The following is a 20,694-nucleotide window of genomic DNA, read 5'->3' on the forward strand; positions in this document are numbered from 1 at the left end:
TTCGAAAGTTTGACTAGTAGTTAGTTAATTCGGCCGTACTCAATCTGTGCATAACGGTCTGTCATACCGGCAATATAATCAGCAATAACACGAGCGAATTCATTATTGCCACCAATTTCTTTTCTTTTTAACGCCTTGATTCGATGCTCCTCGGGAAGTAGCTCAGGACTATTGTAGAAGCTAATAAATAAATTAGAAATAATTTTTCTTGCGTTAGCACTCATCTTATTCACTTGTTCATGCTGATACAAGTTGATATGCAAGAAAGATTTTAGCTCACCCATTTGTTTTTTTAGTTCAGAACTAAAAACAACAATAGGCTTTTTAGAGGAGCGCACATCGTGGATGGTTTTAATCTGATTATGTTCAATATTATTAACTGTATTATCAATCAAGCCGCAAACTAGTTGGTTAATAATGCGCCGAATAGCTTCTTGAGCCTTTCTCTTTTCTGGCAAGTCAGAAAATCTTTCGTTAACATCAAAATAATGACGACCAAATAAATCCACCTGTTTTAGCTGTTGGATGGTTATGAGACCTGAGCGTAATCCATCGTCAACATCATGATTATTATATGCAATTTCATCTGCAATATTAGTTAGCTGCGCTTCAAGACTTGGTTGAGTACGATCAATAAATCGTTGGCCGATTGTACCCATCTCACGCGCATTTTTGATTGAACAGTGCTTAAGTATGCCTTCGCGAGTTTCAAACATTAAATTCAATCCATCGAAGTCTGGATATTTTTCTTCGAGAAAGTCCACCACGCGTAACGATTGGAGGTTATGCTCAAACCCACCATATTCTCTCATGCATTCATGCAAAGCATCTTGACCAGCATGACCAAAAGCCGTGTGTCCTAAATCATGTGCAAGAGCAATTGCTTCAGTTAGATCTTCATTTAAATTTAACGCGCGCGAAATTGAACGAGCAATTTGAGCTACTTCAACGGAGTGTGTGAGGCGAGTGCGATACAAGTCACCTTCATGGTTGATAAAAACTTGTGTTTTATATTCAAGCCGTCTGAATGCTGTGCTATGGATGATGCGATCGCGATCGCGTTGATATTCATTGCGAGTTTGACAGCGGGGTTCTGAGTATTTTCTCTTGAGTGATTGGGCTTGTGTGACTGCATATTCGGCTAAGCCAGAATTGACAGGCTTGGTTTTAGAAGAATGCGCAGATATAGCGACCATATATTTAACTATTGTTGAGTAACTCAGTCAGCGAACTGTAAAGTAAATCATGATTAAAATCGCTTGTTAAAACAGCTTCTCCTATATCTTTTAGTAATACAAGGTGGAGTTTGCCGTCTTGTACCTTTTTATCTATAGACATCAGTTCAAGCATTTTGCTTGCTGTTAGCTCTGAAGGTGGTTGCGTAGGCAAATTTGCAGCTGTTATCAAATTAGAAACTTTACTTACATCTTTACTAGTCAGCCAACCTAGCTTTGCTGAAAATTGAGCAGCCATTACCATCCCACAACCTACCGCTTCACCATGTAGCCAATTGCCATAACCCATACCAGTTTCAATCGCATGGCCAAAAGTATGCCCAAGATTTAACAATGCACGCCTACCGCTTTTTTCATATTCATCACTAGCTACTATTTCAGCTTTGCATGAACATGACTGCTCAATAGCATATTCTAAAGCATCGGTGTCTAATTTTAACAAACGATCAATATTACTCTCTAGCCAACCAAAAAATGGCTTATTTGCAATAAGCCCATATTTAATGACTTCGGCTAGACCTGCACTTAATTCACGACTTGGTAAGGTACTTAAAGTGCTGATATCTGCTAAAACACATTGTGGTTGATAAAATGCGCCAATCATATTTTTCCCTAACGGGTGATTAACGCCTGTTTTGCCACCTACAGAAGAGTCTACTTGAGAGAGTAATGTAGTTGGGACTTGAATGAAATCTACACCACGTTGGTAACAAGCTGCAGCAAACCCGCTAATATCTCCTACAACACCTCCTCCTAGTGCAATTATCGTAATGTCACGTGCACATCTTTTTTCTAATAGTTGGTCAAAAATCAACTCAATAGTAGCTAATGTTTTATAGCTTTCACCATCTGATAAAATTATTTTGTGCGCTTGTAAATTTTTCAAGGCAACTAGCAAGCTATCCAAATATAAAGGTGCAACTGTATCATTAGAGATAACAACAACTTGCTTTCCATTTATATGAGTTGTTAATAATTCATTTTCAGATAGTAAGTTTTCGCCTATATAAATCGGATAAGAGCGAGATCCAAGGTCAACTTTCAACGTGCGCATGAGTATAGTGCTTAATTTTTAATGTTATTTACGTGTGCAATTATTTGTTCGATAGACGAACTAATACTTTGGGCATCAGTATCAATTATAATATCTGCAAGCTCGCGATAGATTGGATTGCGAGTATTTGCAAGATTTTGAAGTGTAGCATGACGGTCTTGGGTTTGAAGCAACGGACGTTTTTTATCATGCCTAGTCCTTTTGATTTGAGAATTAACACAAGCACTTAAATATACAACTATACTATTTGTACTTAGTAATTTTATGTTTTCTGAAAGCAGGATTACGCCACCACCTGTCGCGATCACAGAATTCTCTTTATCGGTCAATTCTTGAAGAATTTTTGTTTCACGTTGCCTAAAACCTTGTTCGCCTTCTAGCTCAAAAATCGTAGTAATTGTAACACCGGTACGCTCTTCTAAAACTTTATCACAGTCGTAAAATTTTCGATTTAGTTGCCTGGCTAACCTTTTACCGACTGAAGATTTCCCTGCACCCATGGGGCCGATTAAGATAATGTTTCTTAACATTCGCTAGATCTAGTTTGAATAAAATTAAGCATATTCTAAACAAAAAGCCCCGCTATTGCGGGGCTTTTTAATGAACTGCTAAGAACTGTTAATATTATCTTGTCAGATTTAATTGTTCATCAATTATTTTAGGCGTTATGAATATTAACAGTTCTGATTTATTGTTAGTACTTGTGTCATTTCTAAATAGTCTACCAGCTATAGGAAGATCGCCAAAGAATGGCACCTTGGTAACAGCTCCAGATGATTCTTCTGTATATATTCCCCCAAGAACTACAGTCTGACCATTGTTGACAAGTACATTTGAAGTGATTTCATTTGTGTCGATGCTTGGTATCCCTTGAAAGACCTGCCCTACACTGTCATTTTTTACGTTAACTTCCATATTTATTCGATCATCTGGTGTGATCTGTGGGGTGACTTCAAGAGCTAATACAGCTTTCTTAAATTCGACATCGGTTGCACCACTAGAAGTCTGTGACACATAAGGAATTTCGGTGCCAGACTCAATATTTGCTGTGCTCTGGTTAGCAGTAATTACTCTTGGATTTGAGATTACTTCGGCGCGACTTTCCAACTGTGCAGCTGAAAGTTCGAGATTCAAAGCATACCCAAAAGGTAGCTTAATGAACGATAATGCAAATTGACCACCTGCGACGCCACCACCCTCACGTTCTGGTACCGGTAAATTTACATTCAGTGTATCCGCAATTGGAATTGGGTCTCCTGCTGTTAATGGTTCAAGTAGATCTAAGTTACCACCAATTACATCGGCAACGTTATTATTGCCTAAGTCGCCTCCATTAGCATTAAATACACCAAACTTAGCGCCTAGTGTTTTACTAAAGTCATCATTTGCAACAACTATTCGTGATTCAATTAGTACTTGCTTCACAGGTGTGTCTAGACGTTCAACTAAACGGCGTATTTCATTTAATTTTAGAGCTGTATCTTGAACGAGTAATGTATTAGTTCGATCATCTACGCTTACTTGTCCGCGATCAGATAGTAAAGTGTTATCACTATCTTTAAGCAGGCTAGCTAAGTCAGAGGCTTTTGCGTAATTGATTTCTAAAAATTCCGAACGTAATGGAGCGAGTTCTTCAACCTGTTGCTGTGACTCTAACTCCAGTTTCTCGCGAGCTGCTATTTCTTCATTTGGTGCAATATAGAGAACATTGCCATTCTCACGCATGCCCAATCCCTTAGTTTTTAGAATTATATCTAATGCTTGGTCCCAAGGAACATTTTTCAAGCGCAATGTTAATGCGCCGCCAACGGAGTCACTAACGACTAGATTTAGGCCTGTGAAATCAGCGATTAACTGAAGTACTGAGCGGACCTCAATGTTTTGGAAATTCAATGATAAGCGTTCACCTTCGTAAGTCTGTTTGCGCCTTGCTTCAATTAATTCGTCAGGGACTTCTCTTACTTCAAGGACATATAAATTATCAGATTGGTATGCGAGATGCTCATAATCTAAACCTGCATCTGGCTGAATTACGACTTTAGTATCATTACCTTTCGATGATGATGAGATGAAGTTTACAGGTGTAGCAAAGTCCTTAACATCAAAACGTTTTTGCATTGATGTTGCTAATGCGGTGTTTTCAAAGTTAAGAATGATACTGCCACCTTGCTCAATAAGACTTACAGGGACATTCGGATTAGATAAACTGATAAGAACCCGCCCTGAGTTATTGTCTCCACGTCTGAAGTCTATTAAATCAATATTGTTCCCAGTAGCTTTATTAGTTGTTTTTCTGGGGGCAGTAGCAGTATTGCTGGAAACAATAGCTGGATCATTTGCAGATGCTAAATCACCATCGCCTATTCTAAGGATATAATTATTTCCTTCCTGGCGAAGCATATATTCTTGCAGTGAACTTAAATTTACGACGACTCGTGTACGACCATTTGACTGAACAGTGTTAATTGTTTTTGCTTGACCTATATTGATGTCTTGAAATCGATTTTGAATTGCGACATTAGTATCAGCAAAGTCCAGTGCGATTCTTGCTGGATTATCTGTGGTAAAGGCCAATGGCTCAGAAGGAGACGAGCTGAACTCTAAGGTGATTTCAACTTGATCATCTGGTAGAGCTGACACTTTAACATTGTTAAGCTGGTTCTCTGCCTGTGCTATAGCGCTGAAGATTAGTAAGCTTAATCCAGTTAAAAGCACGCTTGTGATGCTTTTTATTGAGGGGGTACTATAATTTGAGCAATAGATTTCCATGATGCTTACCATTCCATTAAGGTGTTAATGAATCTTGATTGAAGTTTGTATTTAGTCATGTCTAGTTTCGATAATTAGTAGCTATTCGCTGAGTGCAATTGAGGATGATCGTTCACGCCACCCACCAAACTCATCAGGGATTATTTCGGCTAGTTCAACTTCATCATCGGCGACAGAGATTATTTTTCCATTGTTTTGGCCTAGATAGTTTCCTTCTAATACTCTCTGAATAGTATTGTCAGGCGTCTTTATTAATGCCCAAGTTTGTTCGTCCTGCTGCATTGTTCCAACCATGCGTAATGTGTCTAACGGAAAACTTTCTAGGTACTCAGGAACTCTATTAGAGTCTGGAGTTATACTTGAAAAATGTTTGGGAGCTGTCTGGCCAATCTTTGGACGAAAAATACTGGCATCAAATGGATCACGTTTATCGCTTTTATTATAAGCAAATGTTTTATAGGGGATTACTTCAGGCAAGGGTTCGACGCCCTGTTGAGGTCTTGCTTTAACATCTGCTACCCAAGCTTCTAGATCAGATGTGCCTTCGGTACAACCACTCAGTGATAAAACTGACACATAAAATGCTGTTGCGCTTATCAATAAAAGGTATTTGTTTGTTATACGATTTTTCATTTGAATTTATACGTTACGCTTTATGTTTTATTCTTGGTCATCATCTAGATAGCGATATGTTTTAGCTGATGCATTCATAGTCATAAATTCGCTGTCTTGTCCGGGTGTTAGCTTAATGTTATGCAGAGTAACAATTCGAGGTAATGCAGCAACTTCGCTCGCAAAAAGCCCAAACTGGTGATAGTCACCTTGTAACATTAGTTCGATTGGTTTTTCTGCATAAAATTCTTTCTCAGATTCATTGCCTGGCCGAAATAACTTTACTTCTAAACCACTTGCGAGAGCGGTCTGAGATATATCTACAATAAGAGCGGGAATTTCAGTTTTACTTGGAAGTTGGCGTAACAATGTGCCAAAAGTTCTTCTCATTTCTTCTAGTTGGGCTTTATGTTCTTCTAGGTTTGCTGCTTTCTTGACTTTAATTTCAAAAGTGCTTCTTAACTCTGTTTCCTTAGCTTTTGCCACATCGAAATTAGCGAGCTGATCTTTTGTATCAAAATAGAATCCTAGACCCATAATTGCTGCAGCAACAAATGCAACAACTATTACTTTCACTGCTAATGGTGCGGTACCAATATTACTGAAATCTATATTATTAATATCAGAAAACGTCATAATTAATTACTCTTCTAAGTCCGTGTCCGAATCAGGACTAGTTTGCGCGAGTTGCAATGAAAAAGAACTCACTCTAAATCCATCGTCGTTTTCTTCAGTGGAAATAACACCTAATTTTGGCTTGGTCAGCCATTCTGATTCTTCTATATTGCGCATATATGAGGAAACTCGAGCATTAGATTCGGCAAGACCTGATAGACTGATGCTGTCACCATTTTGAGATAACTCGGTTAGGTGTAAGCTATTCGGTAAAGTTTTTACTAACTCATCAAATAAATGAACAATACCCGGGCGAGTTGCTTGGAGGTTTTGAATTACCTCCATTCTTTCTACAAGTGCACGTCGAGTAGCATCTAGTTTTTGTATTTCTTTTATTTTCTCGTCTAATACAACAATTTCATTTGTTAGGTAGGCATTACGTCTCTCTTGTCCTTTGATCTTTGCTTCAACTTGAAAGTGGACTAACAGCACAGCAAGTACTGCAACTGCAGCGCCGACACCCAGCATAACGAAGAATTCTTGCTGCTTTTCTTTGCGCTGCGTTTCGCGCCACGGGAGTAAATTAATTTTAGCCATGGTATTTAATCAAATGCCCTCAATGCTAGACCGCAAGCAATAAGTAAGGCAGGTGCGTCATTGCCTAAAGCTTGGGGATTAACTTTTGGTCCTAGCGAAACATGCGTAAATGGATTAGCAGTAGTTACTGAAATACCTAATTCATTTTGAATTCTTTCATCCAAACCAGGAATTGATGCGCAACCTCCTGCTAATACAATGTGGTCAACAGTTGAGTGCTGGCTTGCAGAATAGAAGAATTGTAAAAAACGATTAGCTTGTTGTGCAGCTGTTAATTTAAACGGTTCTAACAAATCAGTAATGTAATTGTCAGGAAGGCCACCCTCTTTTTTAGCAAGACCAGCTTCTTCATAAGTTAAGCCGTACTGATGCATAATTTCTTCGGTGAGCTGTTTGCCACCAAAAGGCTGTTCGCGTGTATAGATCATGGTGCCGTTTTGCATGACATTTAAACTTGTCATGGTAGATCCAATATCCAGGATACCGACTGTTTTATCTATACCCTGGCCTGGCACTTGATCTGCAACTAATGGGTAAACGCTTTCAATAGCATACGCTTCAACATCAACAACTACCGGTGTTAAGCCTGCAACCTCAGAAGCGGCCACTCGCATCTCAACATTTTCACTACGAGAAGCGGCTAGTAAAACATCAACAGTCTCAGGATTACCCTCTGTAGGGCCAAGCACGTTAAAATCTAGATTAACCTCTTCAAGTGCATAAGGAATGTATTGATCAGCTTCAATTTGAATTTGTCCTTCCATTTCTGCATCAGATAAAGAAGAGGGCATTGTGATAACTTTAGTAATAACTGCAGAACCGGCCACGGCGAGGGTACATTTTTTAGCCTTGGTTCCTGTTCGCTTGAGCACTTTTCGTATAGAGTCGCCAACCGCGTCAACATCTGAAATCACTTTTTCCGTGATACAGTTTGCGGGTAGAGGTTCTACACCATAATGTTCTACACGGTATCCAGAGCCACTGTGAGAAAGCTCTAATACCTTGACTGAGGTTGAGCTAATATCAATTCCAATGACTGGATTTTTTCGCGAAGTAAATGGAAGCACGTTTAGTTTCCGTTAGTTATTTAGTGTATTTGTATTTTTTGTAAAATTATAAGCCGAACTCTATAACAAGATGTGAGTTTTTGACAATTAAGTTAACTTGAGAACTCTTTCATATCATTACTGCCTTAGATTCGTAACTTACAGAATTAATAACATTTTAATCATATGTCATTGAATATAAAGTTGTTTAAACTAGGTTTTATCGGATTAATCGTTATGTCCGTCGCAGTGGTGGCAATTTTGTCGACTGCGTACCTAATTTATTCCCCTCAACTCCCTCCTGTTGACTCTCTTCGAGACGTAAAATTACAAACGCCGCTGAAGGTTTATAGCCGCGAAGGCAAGCTTATTGCGTTATTTGGAGAGAAGCGCCGGATTCCTCTTCGTTATCAGGAACTTCCTCAAGCAATGATTGATGCGTTCTTGGCCGCTGAAGATGATCGATTTTTTGAACATCCTGGTGTTGATTACCAAGGTCTGCTAAGAGCGGTAATAAATCTAGTCATCACCGGACAAAAGGCACAGGGTGGTAGCACGATTACCATGCAGTTAGCACGAAACTTCTTTTTGACACCCGAAAGGACCTATACACGTAAATTCAAAGAAATAATGCTAGCGCTTCGAATTGAAGATGAGCTTAGCAAGCAAGAAATACTTGAGTTGTACTTGAATAAAATCTATCTAGGCCAGCGGGCTTATGGGGTGGGTGCAGCAGCAGAAGTGTACTATGGTAAGAGTGCTACAGAGCTATCACTTGACCAGGTAGCAATGATTGCAGGGCTACCCAAAGCACCATCAAGATTCAATCCTATTAGCAATCCTGAACGGGCTACCGTGCGCCGAGATTATGTTTTAGGGCGCATGCTGGAGCTCAATAAGATTTCTAAGGAAGACTATGAGATAGCCATTGCAACACCTGTAGAAGCTAAAAGATATTCAGTAAATCTGGAGGTTGATGCTCCCTATATTGGTGAAATGGTACGTGCACATATGGTTGATTTGTATGGCGAAGAAGCATATTCCGCAGGATACAATGTTTTTACTTCGGTAGAAGCAAATAAACAGCAAGCCGCGGTTGATTCAGTACAAAGCGGCATATTAGCTTATGACATGCGCCATGGTTATCGTGGACCTGAAGGAAGCATACCGGTAGATCAATTAACTGACATTGAGGTGGTGGCGGAACTAGTAGGGAATATGCCTACGGTTGGTGATCTTCAACCAGGGGTAGTGACAGAGCTGAACGAAGACTCTGCTATCGTGGCATTAGCCAGTGAAATAATTCAGTTAGATTTAAATGGTGTCACGTGGGCACGGATGTATAAGTCACAAAATAGCCTTGGTCCTAAGATAAAAACAATGGCAGATGTTTTAAAAGCTGGCGACATCATTCGTGTCATCAGCACGGCTAAAGGATGGCAGCTGCGTCAAATACCAAAGGCAGCCAGCGCTTTAGTTTCATTGCGTCCTGAAGATGGCGCTATAACAGCATTAACAGGTGGCTTTGACTTTTATGCCAGCAAGTTTAATCGTGCTACGCAGGCTGAACGGCAACCAGGATCGTCATTTAAACCATTTATTTACTCAGCAGCTATCGAGGCTGGTTTCTCTCCAGCTAGTATTATCAATGATGCCCCAGTTGTTTTTGAAGATCAGGCAACAGAAGATTCTTGGCGACCTCAAAATTATTCTGGCAAGTTCTTTGGCCCTACACGAATGCGGTTGGCACTGACTAAATCAAGGAATATGGTATCAATTCGCTTGCTGCGTGATATTGGGCGTAAATTTGCCCGTGATCATGCAGGTAAATTTGGTTTTGATGCCCAGCAATTGCCGAAGGATTTAACACTCGCGTTAGGCAGTGGTGCTGTCACACCACTAACATTGGCTAATGCGTATGCGATATTAGCTAATGGTGGCTATAAAGTAGATGCCTACTTTATAGAACGTATAGAAGGTCCTGATGGAGATGTTTTATTTACTGCGGACCCAGCGCGAGTATGTGACGAAGAATGCACTCGCTTAGCAACAGAGATCTCTGTACATGCTGAGGAATTAGCTGAGCTAGGGCTTTCAGAGTCTATTGGGTCAGAGAATGCAGGAATCCAAGTAGCATCAAGAGTAATTTCAGAAATGAATGCCTACCAAATGGATAGTATGCTTAAAGATGTTATCAAATTTGGCACTGGCAGACGCGCCTTAGTACTAAATCGTAATGATATTGCAGGTAAAACAGGCACTACAAATGATCAACATGACGCATGGTTTGCTGGGTATCATCCAAATGCAGCGACTGTTGTCTGGCTTGGATTTGATGAAAATAAACCACTAGGCCGAGGTGAAGTCGGAGGTGTAGCAGCACTACCCATTTGGATTGATTTCATGCGTGTAGCTCTTCAAGGAGAGCCTTATATAGAACGGCCATTACCTAAAGATATGGTCTTGCTAAAAGTGCATCCAGAAACGGGAGCAATAATAGACCAAGAAAGTGGTTTTGGTATTGAGGAAGCTTTTCATATTGACCAAGTACCTGAGTTAGATTTTTCTGCGCCACAATCTATCAGTGTAGAGCAAAATCCTGACGAGGTTGGTCAGCCGCAAAGACCTGCTGAGCAGTTATTTTAAGTTTATTAGCTATTTTTGATTAAGCGATGAACTGTATTCATGCACGAAGTCGACTAAAGTTTTAACTTTTTCTGGGTCAATAGCAGGATGTATACCATGACCAAGGTTAAACACATGCCCGGTATTCTGACCATAATCATCTAACACTTTTTTTGCATGCTGTTTGATAGAGTCTTTCGAACTATAAAGAATTGCTGGATCAAGATTCCCCTGTAACGCGACTTTATTTTCTACTATACGACTAGCATCACCAATATTTATTGTCCAATCGAGTCCCACTGCATTGGCACCAGAAGTTGCTAAATTTGCAAGTGAATGATTTGCGCCTTTTGAGAATAGTGTTACTGGAATAGTACTTCCATTGTAACTACGATGTAATTGTTCAACGATACGTGTCATTGAGTTTAGTGAGAAGCGGCGATAATCCTCTGGCGTCAAAGCTCCACCCCAAGTATCAAATATCATTACTGCTTGAGCGCCCACTTCAATTTGAGCGTTTAAGTAAGTTGCTACACTATCACTTAGAATATCAAGTAATTTGTGCATATCACCAGGTTGGTCATACAACATACCTTTAACTTTGCTGAAATCCTTAGAGGAACCACCTTCAACCATGTAAGTAGCAAGCGTCCATGGGCTACCAGAAAAACCAATTAAAGGCACGCGACCATCTAATTCCTTTCTAATTAAAGACACTGCATCAGTAACGTAACGCAATTCACCACATGGGTCTGGAATAGAAAGCTTATCTATATCACTTCTTGTCTTTATTGGATCGCTAAATGTTGGGCCGTCTCCTTCTCTAAACTCTAGTCCTAAACCCATAGCATCAGGGATAGTTAAAATATCAGAAAATAAGATAGCTGCGTCCAATTCAAAACGATCTAGTGGCTGCATTGTGACTTCACATGCTAGTTCTGGAGTTTTGCATAATGTAAGAAAATCCCCTGCTTTCTGACGTGTTGCACGATATTCTGGTAAATATCTACCAGCTTGACGCATTATCCAAATGGGTGTTTTATCGACTGATTGATGCAAAAGTGCTCGAATGAAGCGATCGTTCTTTAGTGGCGACATGGGGGAATTTTTAGTGGTGATTTGCTTTCATATTAAGTAGAAAGCGTAGCCGAAGATGCTCGCTATGCGAAGTTATATTTTAACTAGAGAGCCTAGCTTTAATTAGCTTACTCACCTTACTCATATCAGCCCGGCCTTGCATTTGCGGTTTGAGTATTGCCATTACTGCACCCATTTCCTTCATCGATGAGGCAGAGGTCTGGCTAACCGCTTGATCAATTAGAAGATTTACTTCAGCTTCACTCAAAGCTTGCGGAAGGTAATCCGAAATAATCGCTAGCTCAGATTTCTCTTTGTCTGCGAGATCATTTCGACCTGCTTGTTCAAATTGATCAATAGATTCACGACGTTGTTTAGACATTTTGTCCAAAATTCCGATGAGATCTTGATCATTTACATCAGATCGAGTATCAACTTCGACCTGTTTTACAGCAGATAAGATCAAGCGAATAGTCGCTAGTCGCTCTTTATCGCCTGATTTCATGGCAGATTTCATTTCTGCCACTATTTGTTCTTTCAGTGAACTTGTGTTGGTCACTTTGTACAGCTATTGCTTAGTACAAACGTCGTCGTTTAAGAGTAGTGCGAAAAACGCGCTTAAGGTTGCGTTTAACAGCTGCTGCCGCTTTACGTTTGCGCACGGCGGTTGGCTTCTCATAAAACTCTCGTCTGCGAACTTCAGTTAATACACCGGCTTTTTCACATGATCTGCGAAATCGGCGTAAAGCCACGTCAAATGGTTCATTTTCTTTTACTCGTACTCCAGGCATAAATCCTCGTTACTATTGTGATGAATTGACAAAAAGACGGTGGATTATAATTGCGCTATGCTCGATTACAACTATAAAACTGACTTTTTCACCACTTTTTCCACAAGGAAGTGCAAATAATCTAATGAAAGTGCTCGGAATTGAATCCTCTTGCGACGAAACAGGCGTTGCAATTATCAATGAGAAGGGAGAAATACTCTCTGAGCGACTATTTAGCCAGGTCGATCTTCATGCTGAATATGGGGGTGTGGTGCCAGAATTAGCCTCACGTGATCATATTCGTAAGATATCCCCATTATTAAAAGAAACTCTCTACGAAGCCAATTTAAGTATAAATGAGCTGGATGCAATTGCTTACACAGCAGGGCCCGGGCTGGTAGGCGCACTATTTGTGGGTGCCTCAGTCGGACGGTCAATAGCTTGGTCTTTAGGGTTACCTTCAATCCCGGTGCACCATATGGAAGCACATTTATTGGTCCCGTTTCTTAATCAAGAGACAGGGCTTCAGTTCCCTTTCTTATGTTTATTGGTTTCGGGCGGACATACCATGATTGTGCAGGCCAATAGCCTTGGGAAGTACCAAGTGCTTGGTGAGAGCCGAGATGATGCCGTTGGAGAAGCCTTTGATAAAGTGGCAAAACAATTATCGTTAGGTTACCCCGGAGGACCCGCCATTGAACGCCTTGCAAAAGCTTCATTATCAAAACGAGATAATTTTCCCAGACCCATGATAGATAACCCTAGTTTAGATTTTAGCTTTAGTGGTTTGAAGACGCATACACTACTGGAGTTCAAAAAATCACAACAGACCGAAGAAGATAAGGCTGATATAGCTCATGCCTTTCAACAAGCGGTGACTGAGACGCTATTCATAAAATGCCAACGAGCAATTCAACAAACTGGTTTACAAACATTAGTGGTGGCGGGTGGTGTTAGTGCGAATCGGGAGCTACGCACTAAGTTTAATCAGATGGGCGATGTAGATGTCATTTTTCCGGGTATGAAAGTGTGTACCGATAATGGAGTAATGATAGCTTACACAGGACTGCAATATGCGTTGGAAGGAAAATTTGGTGATACTAATGAAATAAAGGTATTTCCACGTTGGTCATTGCAGTCTAAAAATAAGCATTAGTTTTTTGCGTTAATTTTAGTCTCTTTACCGCTAAGTAAATTTTTAATATTAGATTGATGACGCCATATGACTAGAATTGCGATGCAGCCAGTAAGATAAATTACTGCGGCAGGTAGGTTGATAAAATATGCAGCAATAGGCAATAAAGCCGTCGCAACTAGAGCGGCTACAGATGAATAGCCTGATAATTTCGCAGTACTAACCCATGTTACAACCCATACTAATGCAAGCATCCAATTAATACCTAGCAACACGCCTAATGTTGTGGCAACACCTTTACCGCCGCAGAATCGATAATAAATTGGAAACATGTGGCCTATCGTTGCTGCCATTCCCATTAAGCATAGTACGAATAATTCGACACCAAAGTAACGTGCAATTAGAAGAGGGATTAACCCTTTTAGTAGATCTCCTATTAAAGTTAATGCTGCTGCTTTTTTGCTCCCGGTGCGGAGCATGTTTGTCGCGCCTGGGTTACCTGATCCCAGGCTGCGAGGGTCAGGCAAGTGCAATGCGCGTGCAATTAAAATAGAGCTTGATATGGATCCTGCTAGATAGGCAAGTATGATGCACACTGCATAGATTAATTGTAGATTGCTTAAGGCAAGATTCATAAAAACTATTTTAATAGCTTAGGAAGATAGAAGTGCAAAAAGACATACTAATGCTGACCGGTTGGGGTGCAACTTGTAAAGTATGGGAGCCAATTATTCCAGCATTGAGCAATGGTTGCCAGATAAATTGCCTGACACCCACTTGGTTGAGTGATTCTCAAATTAAGTCGTCGTTAAGTGATATCGAAGGCTACATTGAAAGATTAGGAGCAATGATTAATGCGCCAGTCAATATAGTGGCATGGTCAATGGGTGGATTAATAGCTATTAAACTGGCAACGCGCTTTCCAGCGTTAGTTAGAAGTATTAGTTTTATTGCGTCTGTGCCAAAGTTTGTGAGTGCTGACAATCAAAATACCGGAATTGATTTCCAATGGTTTAATATGTTTGTTGATCAGTATCAATCAAGCCCAGCAGAGACGCTGAAAAAATTTTTAACACTACAAGTTAAGAATGACAGTATGGCTAGAGACTGTTTGCGCGTGCTAAAAAATGCTTGTGAAGTGGGTGATTACGATATGATTGAATGTGGTTATGGTTTGAATTTGTTGCAGCAGTTAGATTTATCTAAACAGTTGCAATCACTTGAATGCAAAACTTTGTTTGTACACGGTGAAAATGATGCGGTTGTTAATCTTCAGTCAGCACAATATGCCGCATCACTATCTGGCGCACCATTAGAAGTGATTTCAGGCGCGGGACATGCGCCACACATATCTAGACCTAGCGAGGTCGCAAGATTCATCAATAATCACTTGTAATTTTTCAAATGAAAATCTCTAAAGACAGTGTTAAAGCTGCGTTTGCCAAAGCCGCTCTTTCTTACAACGATTCTGCTGTTGTGCAGAAAGAAATTCTTGTACGATTGGTCGAGAAACTAAAAGTTTTGCAGAAAGACTCTGTTGATACTTTACTGGATGTTGGTAGCGGTACTGGCCTTGCTAGTGAATTATTGCGTGAACACTATGGTAGCGAGTGTTACTACGCCATAGATTTTGCTTCACCAATGTTGGCCTGGGCAAAAAATCAATTTGAAGTTAATTATCAATATGCCGTATGTGGGGACGTTGAAGTGCTGCCATTTCGAGATAATTCTTTAGACGTTATTTTTTCTGCATCAACATTTCAATGGTGTAATGATGTTGGTAATGCTTTTCAAGAATGTTCTCGGACCTTAAAAGAACAAGGCTTGTTAATATTTTCAAGTTTTGGTCCTGAAACATTAAGAGAGTTACGCCATTGCTTTGCACAGGTAGACGATTATCCGCATGTCAGTTCGTTTATTGATATGCAATCGCTTGGCGATGGCCTGTTAGCAAATGGTTTTGATTCACCCGTAATGGAATCAGAGATTATTACGGTTGAATATAATGGCCCAATGCAATTACTTAGAGACCTGCAAGCGACAGGAGCCACCAATCATATTGAACAACGCTTACGAGGGTTGATGACTAGGCAACACCTCAATGATGTCATCAAAGAGTACAATAAATTTATATTACCTAACGGCAAGTTTCCGGCTAGTTATGAGGTACTTTATGGGCATGGCTGGAAGAAGAATCAGCCATCATTGGGCCAAAATAGTATAAATACGTGGCAGCCAATAAAATTTAGCTAGTGAGTTGAGATGGATAAAATTATTGTGTGCCCAAGAATGGCGGTTAAAATTAAAGCGTTTTGAGAGGGAAGATAAGGGCTTGAAGTAATTCGGTTAAAATGCGATCAAGATTTTACATGATTTACATCAACTGTATATAAATCAGTCATGAAATATCCATAAGAGGCGCTATGAATTTCGCATCAATAATTGCTAACATTAGCGTATAAGTATTCACTGTAATTGAATGTCCTAAGTACGAATTAATTTCTGCGCATGAATTCAGTCAACACGGTAGTTAAGTAGCATGGAAGCGGGAGTAAAAAGTGATTCTCTCTCTACTTTTGTGGTGACGCCGAATTGCTCTATGTCATGGCAAGAGAATAAAATTTTGGTCGCGAGCTTAGCAATTGTATGTTTTGGCATTGCTGGGGCATTCGCTATGCGCGGATTATGGGTCATCCTACCGTTTGCTGGCCTCGAGATCATGATGCTGGCAGGAATACTATACTGGTCAAGCTTGAGAGCCAGCCGGTGTGAAGTAATATCGATTGATGCCGACAACATCACTGTTGAGGTGGGTCGAAAGAATATGCGGCAATTGCATAGTTTTCAACGAGCATGGACAAAGGTGGAACTGTATCCTCCTACTATGCCTAATAGGCAAAGTCGTTTAGTGATGAGATCAAAAGGAAAAGAGCTAGAAGTTGGTGCGTGCCTAACAGACCATGAACGAAATGGGTTGGCAGCGTCAATTAAGGAAGCACTTTTGCCATCAGTTAAGTAAGATTTTTTATATAGGGAGTATGTAAGATGAGTGGTAATAACTGGCTCAAATGGCTATTAGCTGTTAGCAGTATGTTTACTGCATTTGGAGTTGCTCATGCCGGACAGCCAATCAATATGCCTGTTGGTGTGACCGATATCAGCAAAGAAGTCTATGATTTGCACATGATTGCTTTTTGGCTATGTGTTGTCATTGCAATAGTTGTATTCGGAGCAATGTTCTATTCGATATATGCCCATCGCAAGTCTAAGGGAATCACCCCAGCGACATTCCATGAAAGCACAACCGTTGAAGCAGTTTGGACAACAATCCCTTTCATTATTTTGATTGCGTTAGCAATACCGGCGACTAAAACACTAGTAGATATGGAAGATACTAGTAATTACGACTTAACTGTAAAAATAACCGGTTATCAGTGGTTATGGCGCTACGAATATATAGACGAAGGTGTTGATTTTTATAGTGTACTTAAGACACCTCGCAGCCAAATTAATGGACAAGAATCTAAAACCGAGAACTACCTATTAGAGGTGGATAATGAACTGGTCTTGCCGGTAGGTAAAAAAGTTCGATTCTTAATTACTGCAAACGATGTAAATCATGCTTGGTGGGTCCCCGATCTGGCTGTTAAGAAAGATGCAATTCCGGGATTTATTAATGAAGCGTGGGCAAAAGTGAATACCCCTGGTGTTTATCGCGGCCAATGTGCAGAACTATGTGGCCGAGATCATGGGTTTATGCCAATTGTGGTGCGTGTCGTGGAGCAAGCTGAATTTGACCAGTTCCTTGCTGACAACACAACACTAGAAAAAGATGGCACAGAATACGCGGCAGTGACCCAATAAAAGTCTAGCCTAATGAATTCAAGATTATTATTTAATGTTACATACTTAAGGAGTACACAATGAGTACGGTTGCTACCGACGATCATCATGATGATCACCAGGAAAGTCCCTATTCGATAAAGCGATGGTTATTTACAACTAACCACAAAGACATTGGTACCTTGTACCTATGGTTCTCATTTATCATGTTTTTGATTGGCGGCGTGATGGCTTTGGTTATACGAACAGAGTTGTTCGAGCCAGGCTTGCAGTTTGTTGATCCGCAATTTTTCAATTCAATGACTACCATGCACGCGATTATGATGATCTTTGGTGTGGTAATGCCAGCCTTTACAGGGTTAGCTAACTGGTTAATTCCAATGATGGTAGGTGCTACGGATATGGCGCTTCCTCGTATGAATAACTGGAGTTTTTGGATTTTGCCTTTTGCTTTTGCAATGATGTTATCCACATTATTCATGGATGGCGGTGGACCAGCAGGTGGTTGGACGTTATACCCGCCACTGGTATTGCAAACAGGTGATGCGCTCCCATTTGTTATTTTGTCTATGCATTTCATGGGCTTGTCTTCAATCATGGGTGCAATCAACGTGATTGCAACTATTTTAAATATGCGTGCACCTGGCATGACGTTAATGAAAATGCCTCTATTTGTATGGACTTGGTTAATTACGGCATATCTTCTAATTGCAGTAATGCCAGTGTTAGCTGGTGGTATTACCATGCTACTTACAGATAAGTTCTTTGAAACTAGCTTCTTTAATGCGGCTGGGGGTGGTGACCCTGTAATGTTCCAGCACATTTTCTGGTTCTTTGGTCATCCTGAAGTATATATTTTGATTCTACCGTCGTTTGGTGTGGTCTCAAGTATCATTCCAACCTTTGCACGAAAACCGCTATTTGGTTACGCGTCGATGGTGTATGCGACAGGTTCAATTGCATTCTTGTCATTCATTGTATGGGCTCATCACATGTTTACCGTAGGAATGCCATTAGCTGGTGAGTTATTCTTTATGTTTGCCACTATGTTGATTGCAGTACCAACAGGAGTAAAAGTATTTAACTGGATTGCGACCATGTGGCGTGGGGCTATGACTTTTGAAACACCAATGTTATTTGCACTGGGCTTTATTGTCATGTTCTCAATTGGTGGGTTCTCAGGATTGATGCTTGCACTAGCGCCCGTTGATTTCCAGTATCACGATACTTATTTCGTTGTTGCCCACTTCCACTATGTATTAGTGCCAGGCTCAATCTTTGCGATTATTGCTGCAGTTTATTACTGGTTACCTAAGTGGTGTGGGAATATGTATAACGAAGGATTAGGGAAGTTACATTTCTGGTTATCTACAATTTTTGTGAATCTAACCTTCTTCCCTATGCACTTTGTGGGTTTAGCGGGTATGCCAAGACGTATTCCTGACTATGCATTGCAATTCTCAGATTACAATATGCTAGCTACTTACGGCGCGTTTGGTTTTGGCTTTGCTCAATTACTATTCCTATATTTGGTGATTAAAGCAATTCGTGGCGGTGAAAAAGCTACTAGCCAAGTGTGGGAAAATGCAGAAGGTTTAGAGTGGACATTGTCTTCACCTCCCCCTTACCATAGTTTTACAACTCCTCCTGTTATCAAGTAAGAGTAGGATTGAAGTTCAGTAATGGACGCTAAACATAAACAACAAAAAGCAGCCAACAAAACAGTAGTAATACTGGCGTTGGTTGCTGCTGTTATTTATGTTGGATTTTATTTTTTAGTTAGCGGCTCACATTAGACAATGGATACGCAGGCTAAAAGTTCTAAAAACGTTGTCGCTAAGCTAGCGTTAGTTTGTGTATGCATGTTTGGTTTTGGTTATGTATTGGTACCTTTGTATGATGTGTTTTGCGATCTAACAGGATTACGATTCACGCAGGATTCCGAGCAATTAGTTGCTCAAGAGATAAAAGAGGATACGACACGTTTTGTCACGGTTGAATTTGATGTCTCTATGAATCAATCAATGCCTTGGAATGTAAAACCAGCTGTAAGTAAGTTACAGGTACACCCAGGGCGTGTTTATACAACTAACTACATTGCAAAAAATACGACACAATCATCAATGATTGGGCAAGCTGTGCCGAGTGTTACTCCGTATGTAGCAAATAAACATTTGGTTAAGACAGAATGCTTCTGTTTTGAAAATCAGCCTATTGATGCTGGCAAAGAAGTAGAGATGGCGTTGAGTTTTATGATCAACCCTAAATTGCCGAAAGATGTAAAAGTCGTCACGCTTTCTTATACATTTTTCGATATCACGCAAAGCGCAAAAATTAATAAACTTGATTCAAAAGAATCTGTATTAGCATTTAATTGAGGATTAAATTATGGCACACGCTGATAATTCATATTATGTTCCACACGGAAGTCACTGGCCGATAGTTGCCTCCATAGGCGTATGTACGCTAATGGTAGGTTTTGCTAACTTTCTAAATAATGTTTCATGGGGCTCACCAATGATGATGGTGGGTTTAGCCATTGTGTTCTTTATGATCTTTGGTTGGTTTGGAACCGTAATTAAAGAAAACCAAAAGGGCATGTATAACATGCAAGTGGACATGTCATTTAGATGGGGTATGTTCTGGTTTATATTTTCCGAGGTAATGTTTTTTGCCGCTTTCTTTGGAGCACTGTTCTATGCGAGGCAATATTCACTTCCATGGTTGAGTGGGGAAGGAAGTGGAATCACTACCAATGCATTTATATGGGATGGATATGAAGGATCATGGCCAAATTCAGCTAACGGGCCAGGTAATGTCGGTGGAGATTACACGACAATTGGGCCATGGGGGCTTCCTTTACTTAACACGGCATTGCTTCTAAGCAGTGGTGTGACGTTGACATGGGCGCATCATGCACTTAAGGCTAATCATCGTGCTCAATTAATTATTGGCTTATTTTTAACAGTATTACTTGGCGTTATATTTATGTTTGTTCAAGGCGCTGAGTATATTCATGCATATCAGGACTTGGGATTAACATTAGGCTCTGGCATATATGGAACAACGTTCTTTATGCTGACTGGATTCCATGGTTTTCATGTAACTATTGGAGCAATTATATTAACAGTCATCTTGTTTAGGTGTATCACTGGGCACTTTACACCTGAAAGACATTTTGCCTTTGAGGCAGCGGCTTGGTATTGGCACTTTGTCGATGTTGTTTGGCTTGGGTTATTTATATTTGTGTATGTGCTCTAATGTCAAAGTATTATAATAATAAGGCGTCTTCTTAGGCGCCTTTTTTATTTTAGCC

Annotated in this window: 20 protein-coding genes and 1 pseudogene; 9 read left to right on the forward strand and 12 right to left on the reverse strand. The window is 40.2% G+C overall.

Annotation, left to right across the window (positions count from 1 at the left end):
- Positions 1 to 20: 20 nt before the first annotated feature.
- The 8 genes from R8G33_10115 to R8G33_10150 form a co-directional block, all read right to left on the reverse strand.
- A complete protein-coding gene (locus R8G33_10115) occupies positions 21 to 1,196 on the reverse strand; it encodes a deoxyguanosinetriphosphate triphosphohydrolase (GenBank protein MDW3096015.1) in 1,176 nt (391 codons plus the stop codon).
- 4 nt (positions 1,197 to 1,200) lie between these two features.
- A complete protein-coding gene (gene aroB / locus R8G33_10120) occupies positions 1,201 to 2,289 on the reverse strand; it encodes a 3-dehydroquinate synthase (GenBank protein ID MDW3096016.1) in 1,089 nt (362 codons plus the stop codon).
- Positions 2,290 to 2,300: 11 nt separating this feature from the next.
- Entirely contained in the window at positions 2,301 to 2,819 is a 519-nt protein-coding gene (gene aroK, locus R8G33_10125) for a shikimate kinase AroK (GenBank protein MDW3096017.1), read from the reverse strand.
- A 94-nt stretch (positions 2,820 to 2,913) separates the two neighbouring features.
- Positions 2,914 to 5,058 carry a type IV pilus secretin PilQ gene (locus R8G33_10130; GenBank protein MDW3096018.1) on the reverse strand — a complete coding sequence of 715 codons (2,145 nt, stop codon included), beginning with the start codon at positions 5,056 to 5,058 and terminating at the stop codon, positions 2,914 to 2,916.
- Between the two features lie 81 nt (positions 5,059 to 5,139).
- A complete protein-coding gene (locus R8G33_10135; GenBank protein MDW3096019.1) occupies positions 5,140 to 5,691 on the reverse strand; it encodes a pilus assembly protein PilP in 552 nt (183 codons plus the stop codon).
- A gap of 27 nt (positions 5,692 to 5,718) precedes the next feature.
- Positions 5,719 to 6,306: a type 4a pilus biogenesis protein PilO gene (locus R8G33_10140; protein ID MDW3096020.1), complete on the reverse strand. Its 588-nt coding sequence runs from the start codon at positions 6,304 to 6,306 to the stop codon at positions 5,719 to 5,721.
- A gap of 6 nt (positions 6,307 to 6,312) precedes the next feature.
- Positions 6,313 to 6,882, reverse strand: a complete 570-nt coding sequence (locus R8G33_10145; protein MDW3096021.1) for a PilN domain-containing protein — start codon at positions 6,880 to 6,882, stop codon at positions 6,313 to 6,315.
- Between the two features lie 5 nt (positions 6,883 to 6,887).
- Entirely contained in the window at positions 6,888 to 7,949 is a 1,062-nt protein-coding gene (locus tag R8G33_10150) for a pilus assembly protein PilM (protein MDW3096022.1), read from the reverse strand.
- 165 nt (positions 7,950 to 8,114) lie between these two features.
- Here R8G33_10150 and R8G33_10155 point away from each other — a divergent pair, with 165 nt between their 5' ends.
- The gene (locus tag R8G33_10155; GenBank protein ID MDW3096023.1) at positions 8,115 to 10,574 is read left to right on the forward strand and encodes a penicillin-binding protein 1A; all 2,460 of its coding nucleotides are present in this window, start codon (positions 8,115 to 8,117) and stop codon (positions 10,572 to 10,574) included.
- A gap of 9 nt (positions 10,575 to 10,583) precedes the next feature.
- Here the strand turns inward: R8G33_10155 and hemE are convergent, their stop codons facing one another.
- The 3 genes from hemE to rpsU all read right to left on the reverse strand — a co-directional run bounded on the left by hemE (position 10,584) and on the right by rpsU (position 12,421).
- Positions 10,584 to 11,651: a uroporphyrinogen decarboxylase gene (gene hemE, locus R8G33_10160; GenBank protein MDW3096024.1), complete on the reverse strand. Its 1,068-nt coding sequence runs from the start codon at positions 11,649 to 11,651 to the stop codon at positions 10,584 to 10,586.
- Between the two features lie 79 nt (positions 11,652 to 11,730).
- Positions 11,731 to 12,189, reverse strand: coding sequence for a GatB/YqeY domain-containing protein (locus tag R8G33_10165; protein ID MDW3096025.1), 459 nt, complete (start codon positions 12,187 to 12,189; stop codon positions 11,731 to 11,733).
- A 16-nt stretch (positions 12,190 to 12,205) separates the two neighbouring features.
- Entirely contained in the window at positions 12,206 to 12,421 is a 216-nt protein-coding gene (rpsU, locus tag R8G33_10170; protein ID MDW3096026.1) for a 30S ribosomal protein S21, read from the reverse strand.
- A gap of 124 nt (positions 12,422 to 12,545) precedes the next feature.
- Between rpsU and tsaD the strand changes: the two genes are divergently transcribed.
- Positions 12,546 to 13,556, forward strand: a complete 1,011-nt coding sequence (gene tsaD / locus R8G33_10175) for a tRNA (adenosine(37)-N6)-threonylcarbamoyltransferase complex transferase subunit TsaD (protein ID MDW3096027.1) — start codon at positions 12,546 to 12,548, stop codon at positions 13,554 to 13,556.
- Here tsaD and plsY read toward each other — a convergent pair.
- On the reverse strand, positions 13,553 to 14,170 hold the full coding sequence (gene plsY, locus R8G33_10180) for a glycerol-3-phosphate 1-O-acyltransferase PlsY (protein ID MDW3096028.1): 618 nt from the start codon (positions 14,168 to 14,170) through the stop codon (positions 13,553 to 13,555). The two genes, tsaD and plsY, sit on opposite strands and share 4 nt — an antisense overlap.
- Before the next feature lie 32 nt (positions 14,171 to 14,202).
- Here plsY and R8G33_10185 point away from each other — a divergent pair, with 32 nt between their 5' ends.
- The 7 genes and pseudogenes from R8G33_10185 to R8G33_10215 all read left to right on the forward strand — a co-directional run bounded on the left by R8G33_10185 (position 14,203) and on the right by R8G33_10215 (position 20,639).
- Complete coding sequence (locus R8G33_10185; protein ID MDW3096029.1) at positions 14,203 to 14,931, forward strand: alpha/beta fold hydrolase; 729 nt, start codon at positions 14,203 to 14,205, stop codon at positions 14,929 to 14,931.
- Between the two features lie 8 nt (positions 14,932 to 14,939).
- Positions 14,940 to 15,788, forward strand: coding sequence for a malonyl-ACP O-methyltransferase BioC (bioC, locus tag R8G33_10190; GenBank protein MDW3096030.1), 849 nt, complete (start codon positions 14,940 to 14,942; stop codon positions 15,786 to 15,788).
- 286 nt (positions 15,789 to 16,074) lie between these two features.
- Positions 16,075 to 16,554, forward strand: coding sequence for a DUF2244 domain-containing protein (locus R8G33_10195; protein MDW3096031.1), 480 nt, complete (start codon positions 16,075 to 16,077; stop codon positions 16,552 to 16,554).
- 71 nt (positions 16,555 to 16,625) lie between these two features.
- Positions 16,626 to 17,345: pseudogene (gene coxB / locus R8G33_10200) on the forward strand (cytochrome c oxidase subunit II).
- A 113-nt stretch (positions 17,346 to 17,458) separates the two neighbouring features.
- On the forward strand, positions 17,459 to 19,039 hold the full coding sequence (gene ctaD, locus R8G33_10205; GenBank protein MDW3096032.1) for a cytochrome c oxidase subunit I: 1,581 nt from the start codon (positions 17,459 to 17,461) through the stop codon (positions 19,037 to 19,039).
- Between the two features lie 138 nt (positions 19,040 to 19,177).
- The gene (locus R8G33_10210; protein MDW3096033.1) at positions 19,178 to 19,756 is read left to right on the forward strand and encodes a cytochrome c oxidase assembly protein; all 579 of its coding nucleotides are present in this window, start codon (positions 19,178 to 19,180) and stop codon (positions 19,754 to 19,756) included.
- A gap of 10 nt (positions 19,757 to 19,766) precedes the next feature.
- Positions 19,767 to 20,639 (forward strand): cytochrome c oxidase subunit 3, encoded by an 873-nt coding sequence (locus R8G33_10215; protein ID MDW3096034.1) that lies wholly within the window; start codon positions 19,767 to 19,769, stop codon positions 20,637 to 20,639.
- Positions 20,640 to 20,694: the final 55 nt, after the last annotated feature.

The organism is Gammaproteobacteria bacterium (assembly GCA_033344735.1).
Lineage (GTDB): Bacteria > Pseudomonadota > Gammaproteobacteria > UBA4575 > UBA4575 > UBA1858.

Excerpts from the sequence above, each read along its gene's own strand:
- R8G33_10195 (MDW3096031.1), top strand. The coding sequence starts at position 16,075 with ATGGAAGCGGGAGTAAAAAGTGATTCTCTCTCTACTTTTGTGGTGACG.
- tsaD (MDW3096027.1), top strand. The coding sequence starts at position 12,546 with ATGAAAGTGCTCGGAATTGAATCCTCTTGCGACGAAACAGGCGTTGCA.
- R8G33_10130 (MDW3096018.1), bottom strand. The coding sequence starts at position 5,058 with ATGGAAATCTATTGCTCAAATTATAGTACCCCCTCAATAAAAAGCATC.
- R8G33_10135 (MDW3096019.1), bottom strand. The coding sequence starts at position 5,691 with ATGAAAAATCGTATAACAAACAAATACCTTTTATTGATAAGCGCAACA.
- R8G33_10140 (MDW3096020.1), bottom strand. The coding sequence starts at position 6,306 with ATGACGTTTTCTGATATTAATAATATAGATTTCAGTAATATTGGTACC.
- R8G33_10145 (MDW3096021.1), bottom strand. The coding sequence starts at position 6,882 with ATGGCTAAAATTAATTTACTCCCGTGGCGCGAAACGCAGCGCAAAGAA.
- ctaD (MDW3096032.1), top strand. The coding sequence starts at position 17,459 with ATGAGTACGGTTGCTACCGACGATCATCATGATGATCACCAGGAAAGT.
- aroB (MDW3096016.1), bottom strand. The coding sequence starts at position 2,289 with ATGCGCACGTTGAAAGTTGACCTTGGATCTCGCTCTTATCCGATTTAT.
- R8G33_10155 (MDW3096023.1), top strand. The coding sequence starts at position 8,115 with ATGTCATTGAATATAAAGTTGTTTAAACTAGGTTTTATCGGATTAATC.
- plsY (MDW3096028.1), bottom strand. The coding sequence starts at position 14,170 with ATGAATCTTGCCTTAAGCAATCTACAATTAATCTATGCAGTGTGCATC.
- rpsU (MDW3096026.1), bottom strand. The coding sequence starts at position 12,421 with ATGCCTGGAGTACGAGTAAAAGAAAATGAACCATTTGACGTGGCTTTA.
- aroK (MDW3096017.1), bottom strand. The coding sequence starts at position 2,819 with ATGTTAAGAAACATTATCTTAATCGGCCCCATGGGTGCAGGGAAATCT.
- R8G33_10215 (MDW3096034.1), top strand. The coding sequence starts at position 19,767 with ATGGCACACGCTGATAATTCATATTATGTTCCACACGGAAGTCACTGG.
- hemE (MDW3096024.1), bottom strand. The coding sequence starts at position 11,651 with ATGTCGCCACTAAAGAACGATCGCTTCATTCGAGCACTTTTGCATCAA.
- bioC (MDW3096030.1), top strand. The coding sequence starts at position 14,940 with ATGAAAATCTCTAAAGACAGTGTTAAAGCTGCGTTTGCCAAAGCCGCT.
- R8G33_10210 (MDW3096033.1), top strand. The coding sequence starts at position 19,178 with ATGGATACGCAGGCTAAAAGTTCTAAAAACGTTGTCGCTAAGCTAGCG.
- R8G33_10115 (MDW3096015.1), bottom strand. The coding sequence starts at position 1,196 with ATGGTCGCTATATCTGCGCATTCTTCTAAAACCAAGCCTGTCAATTCT.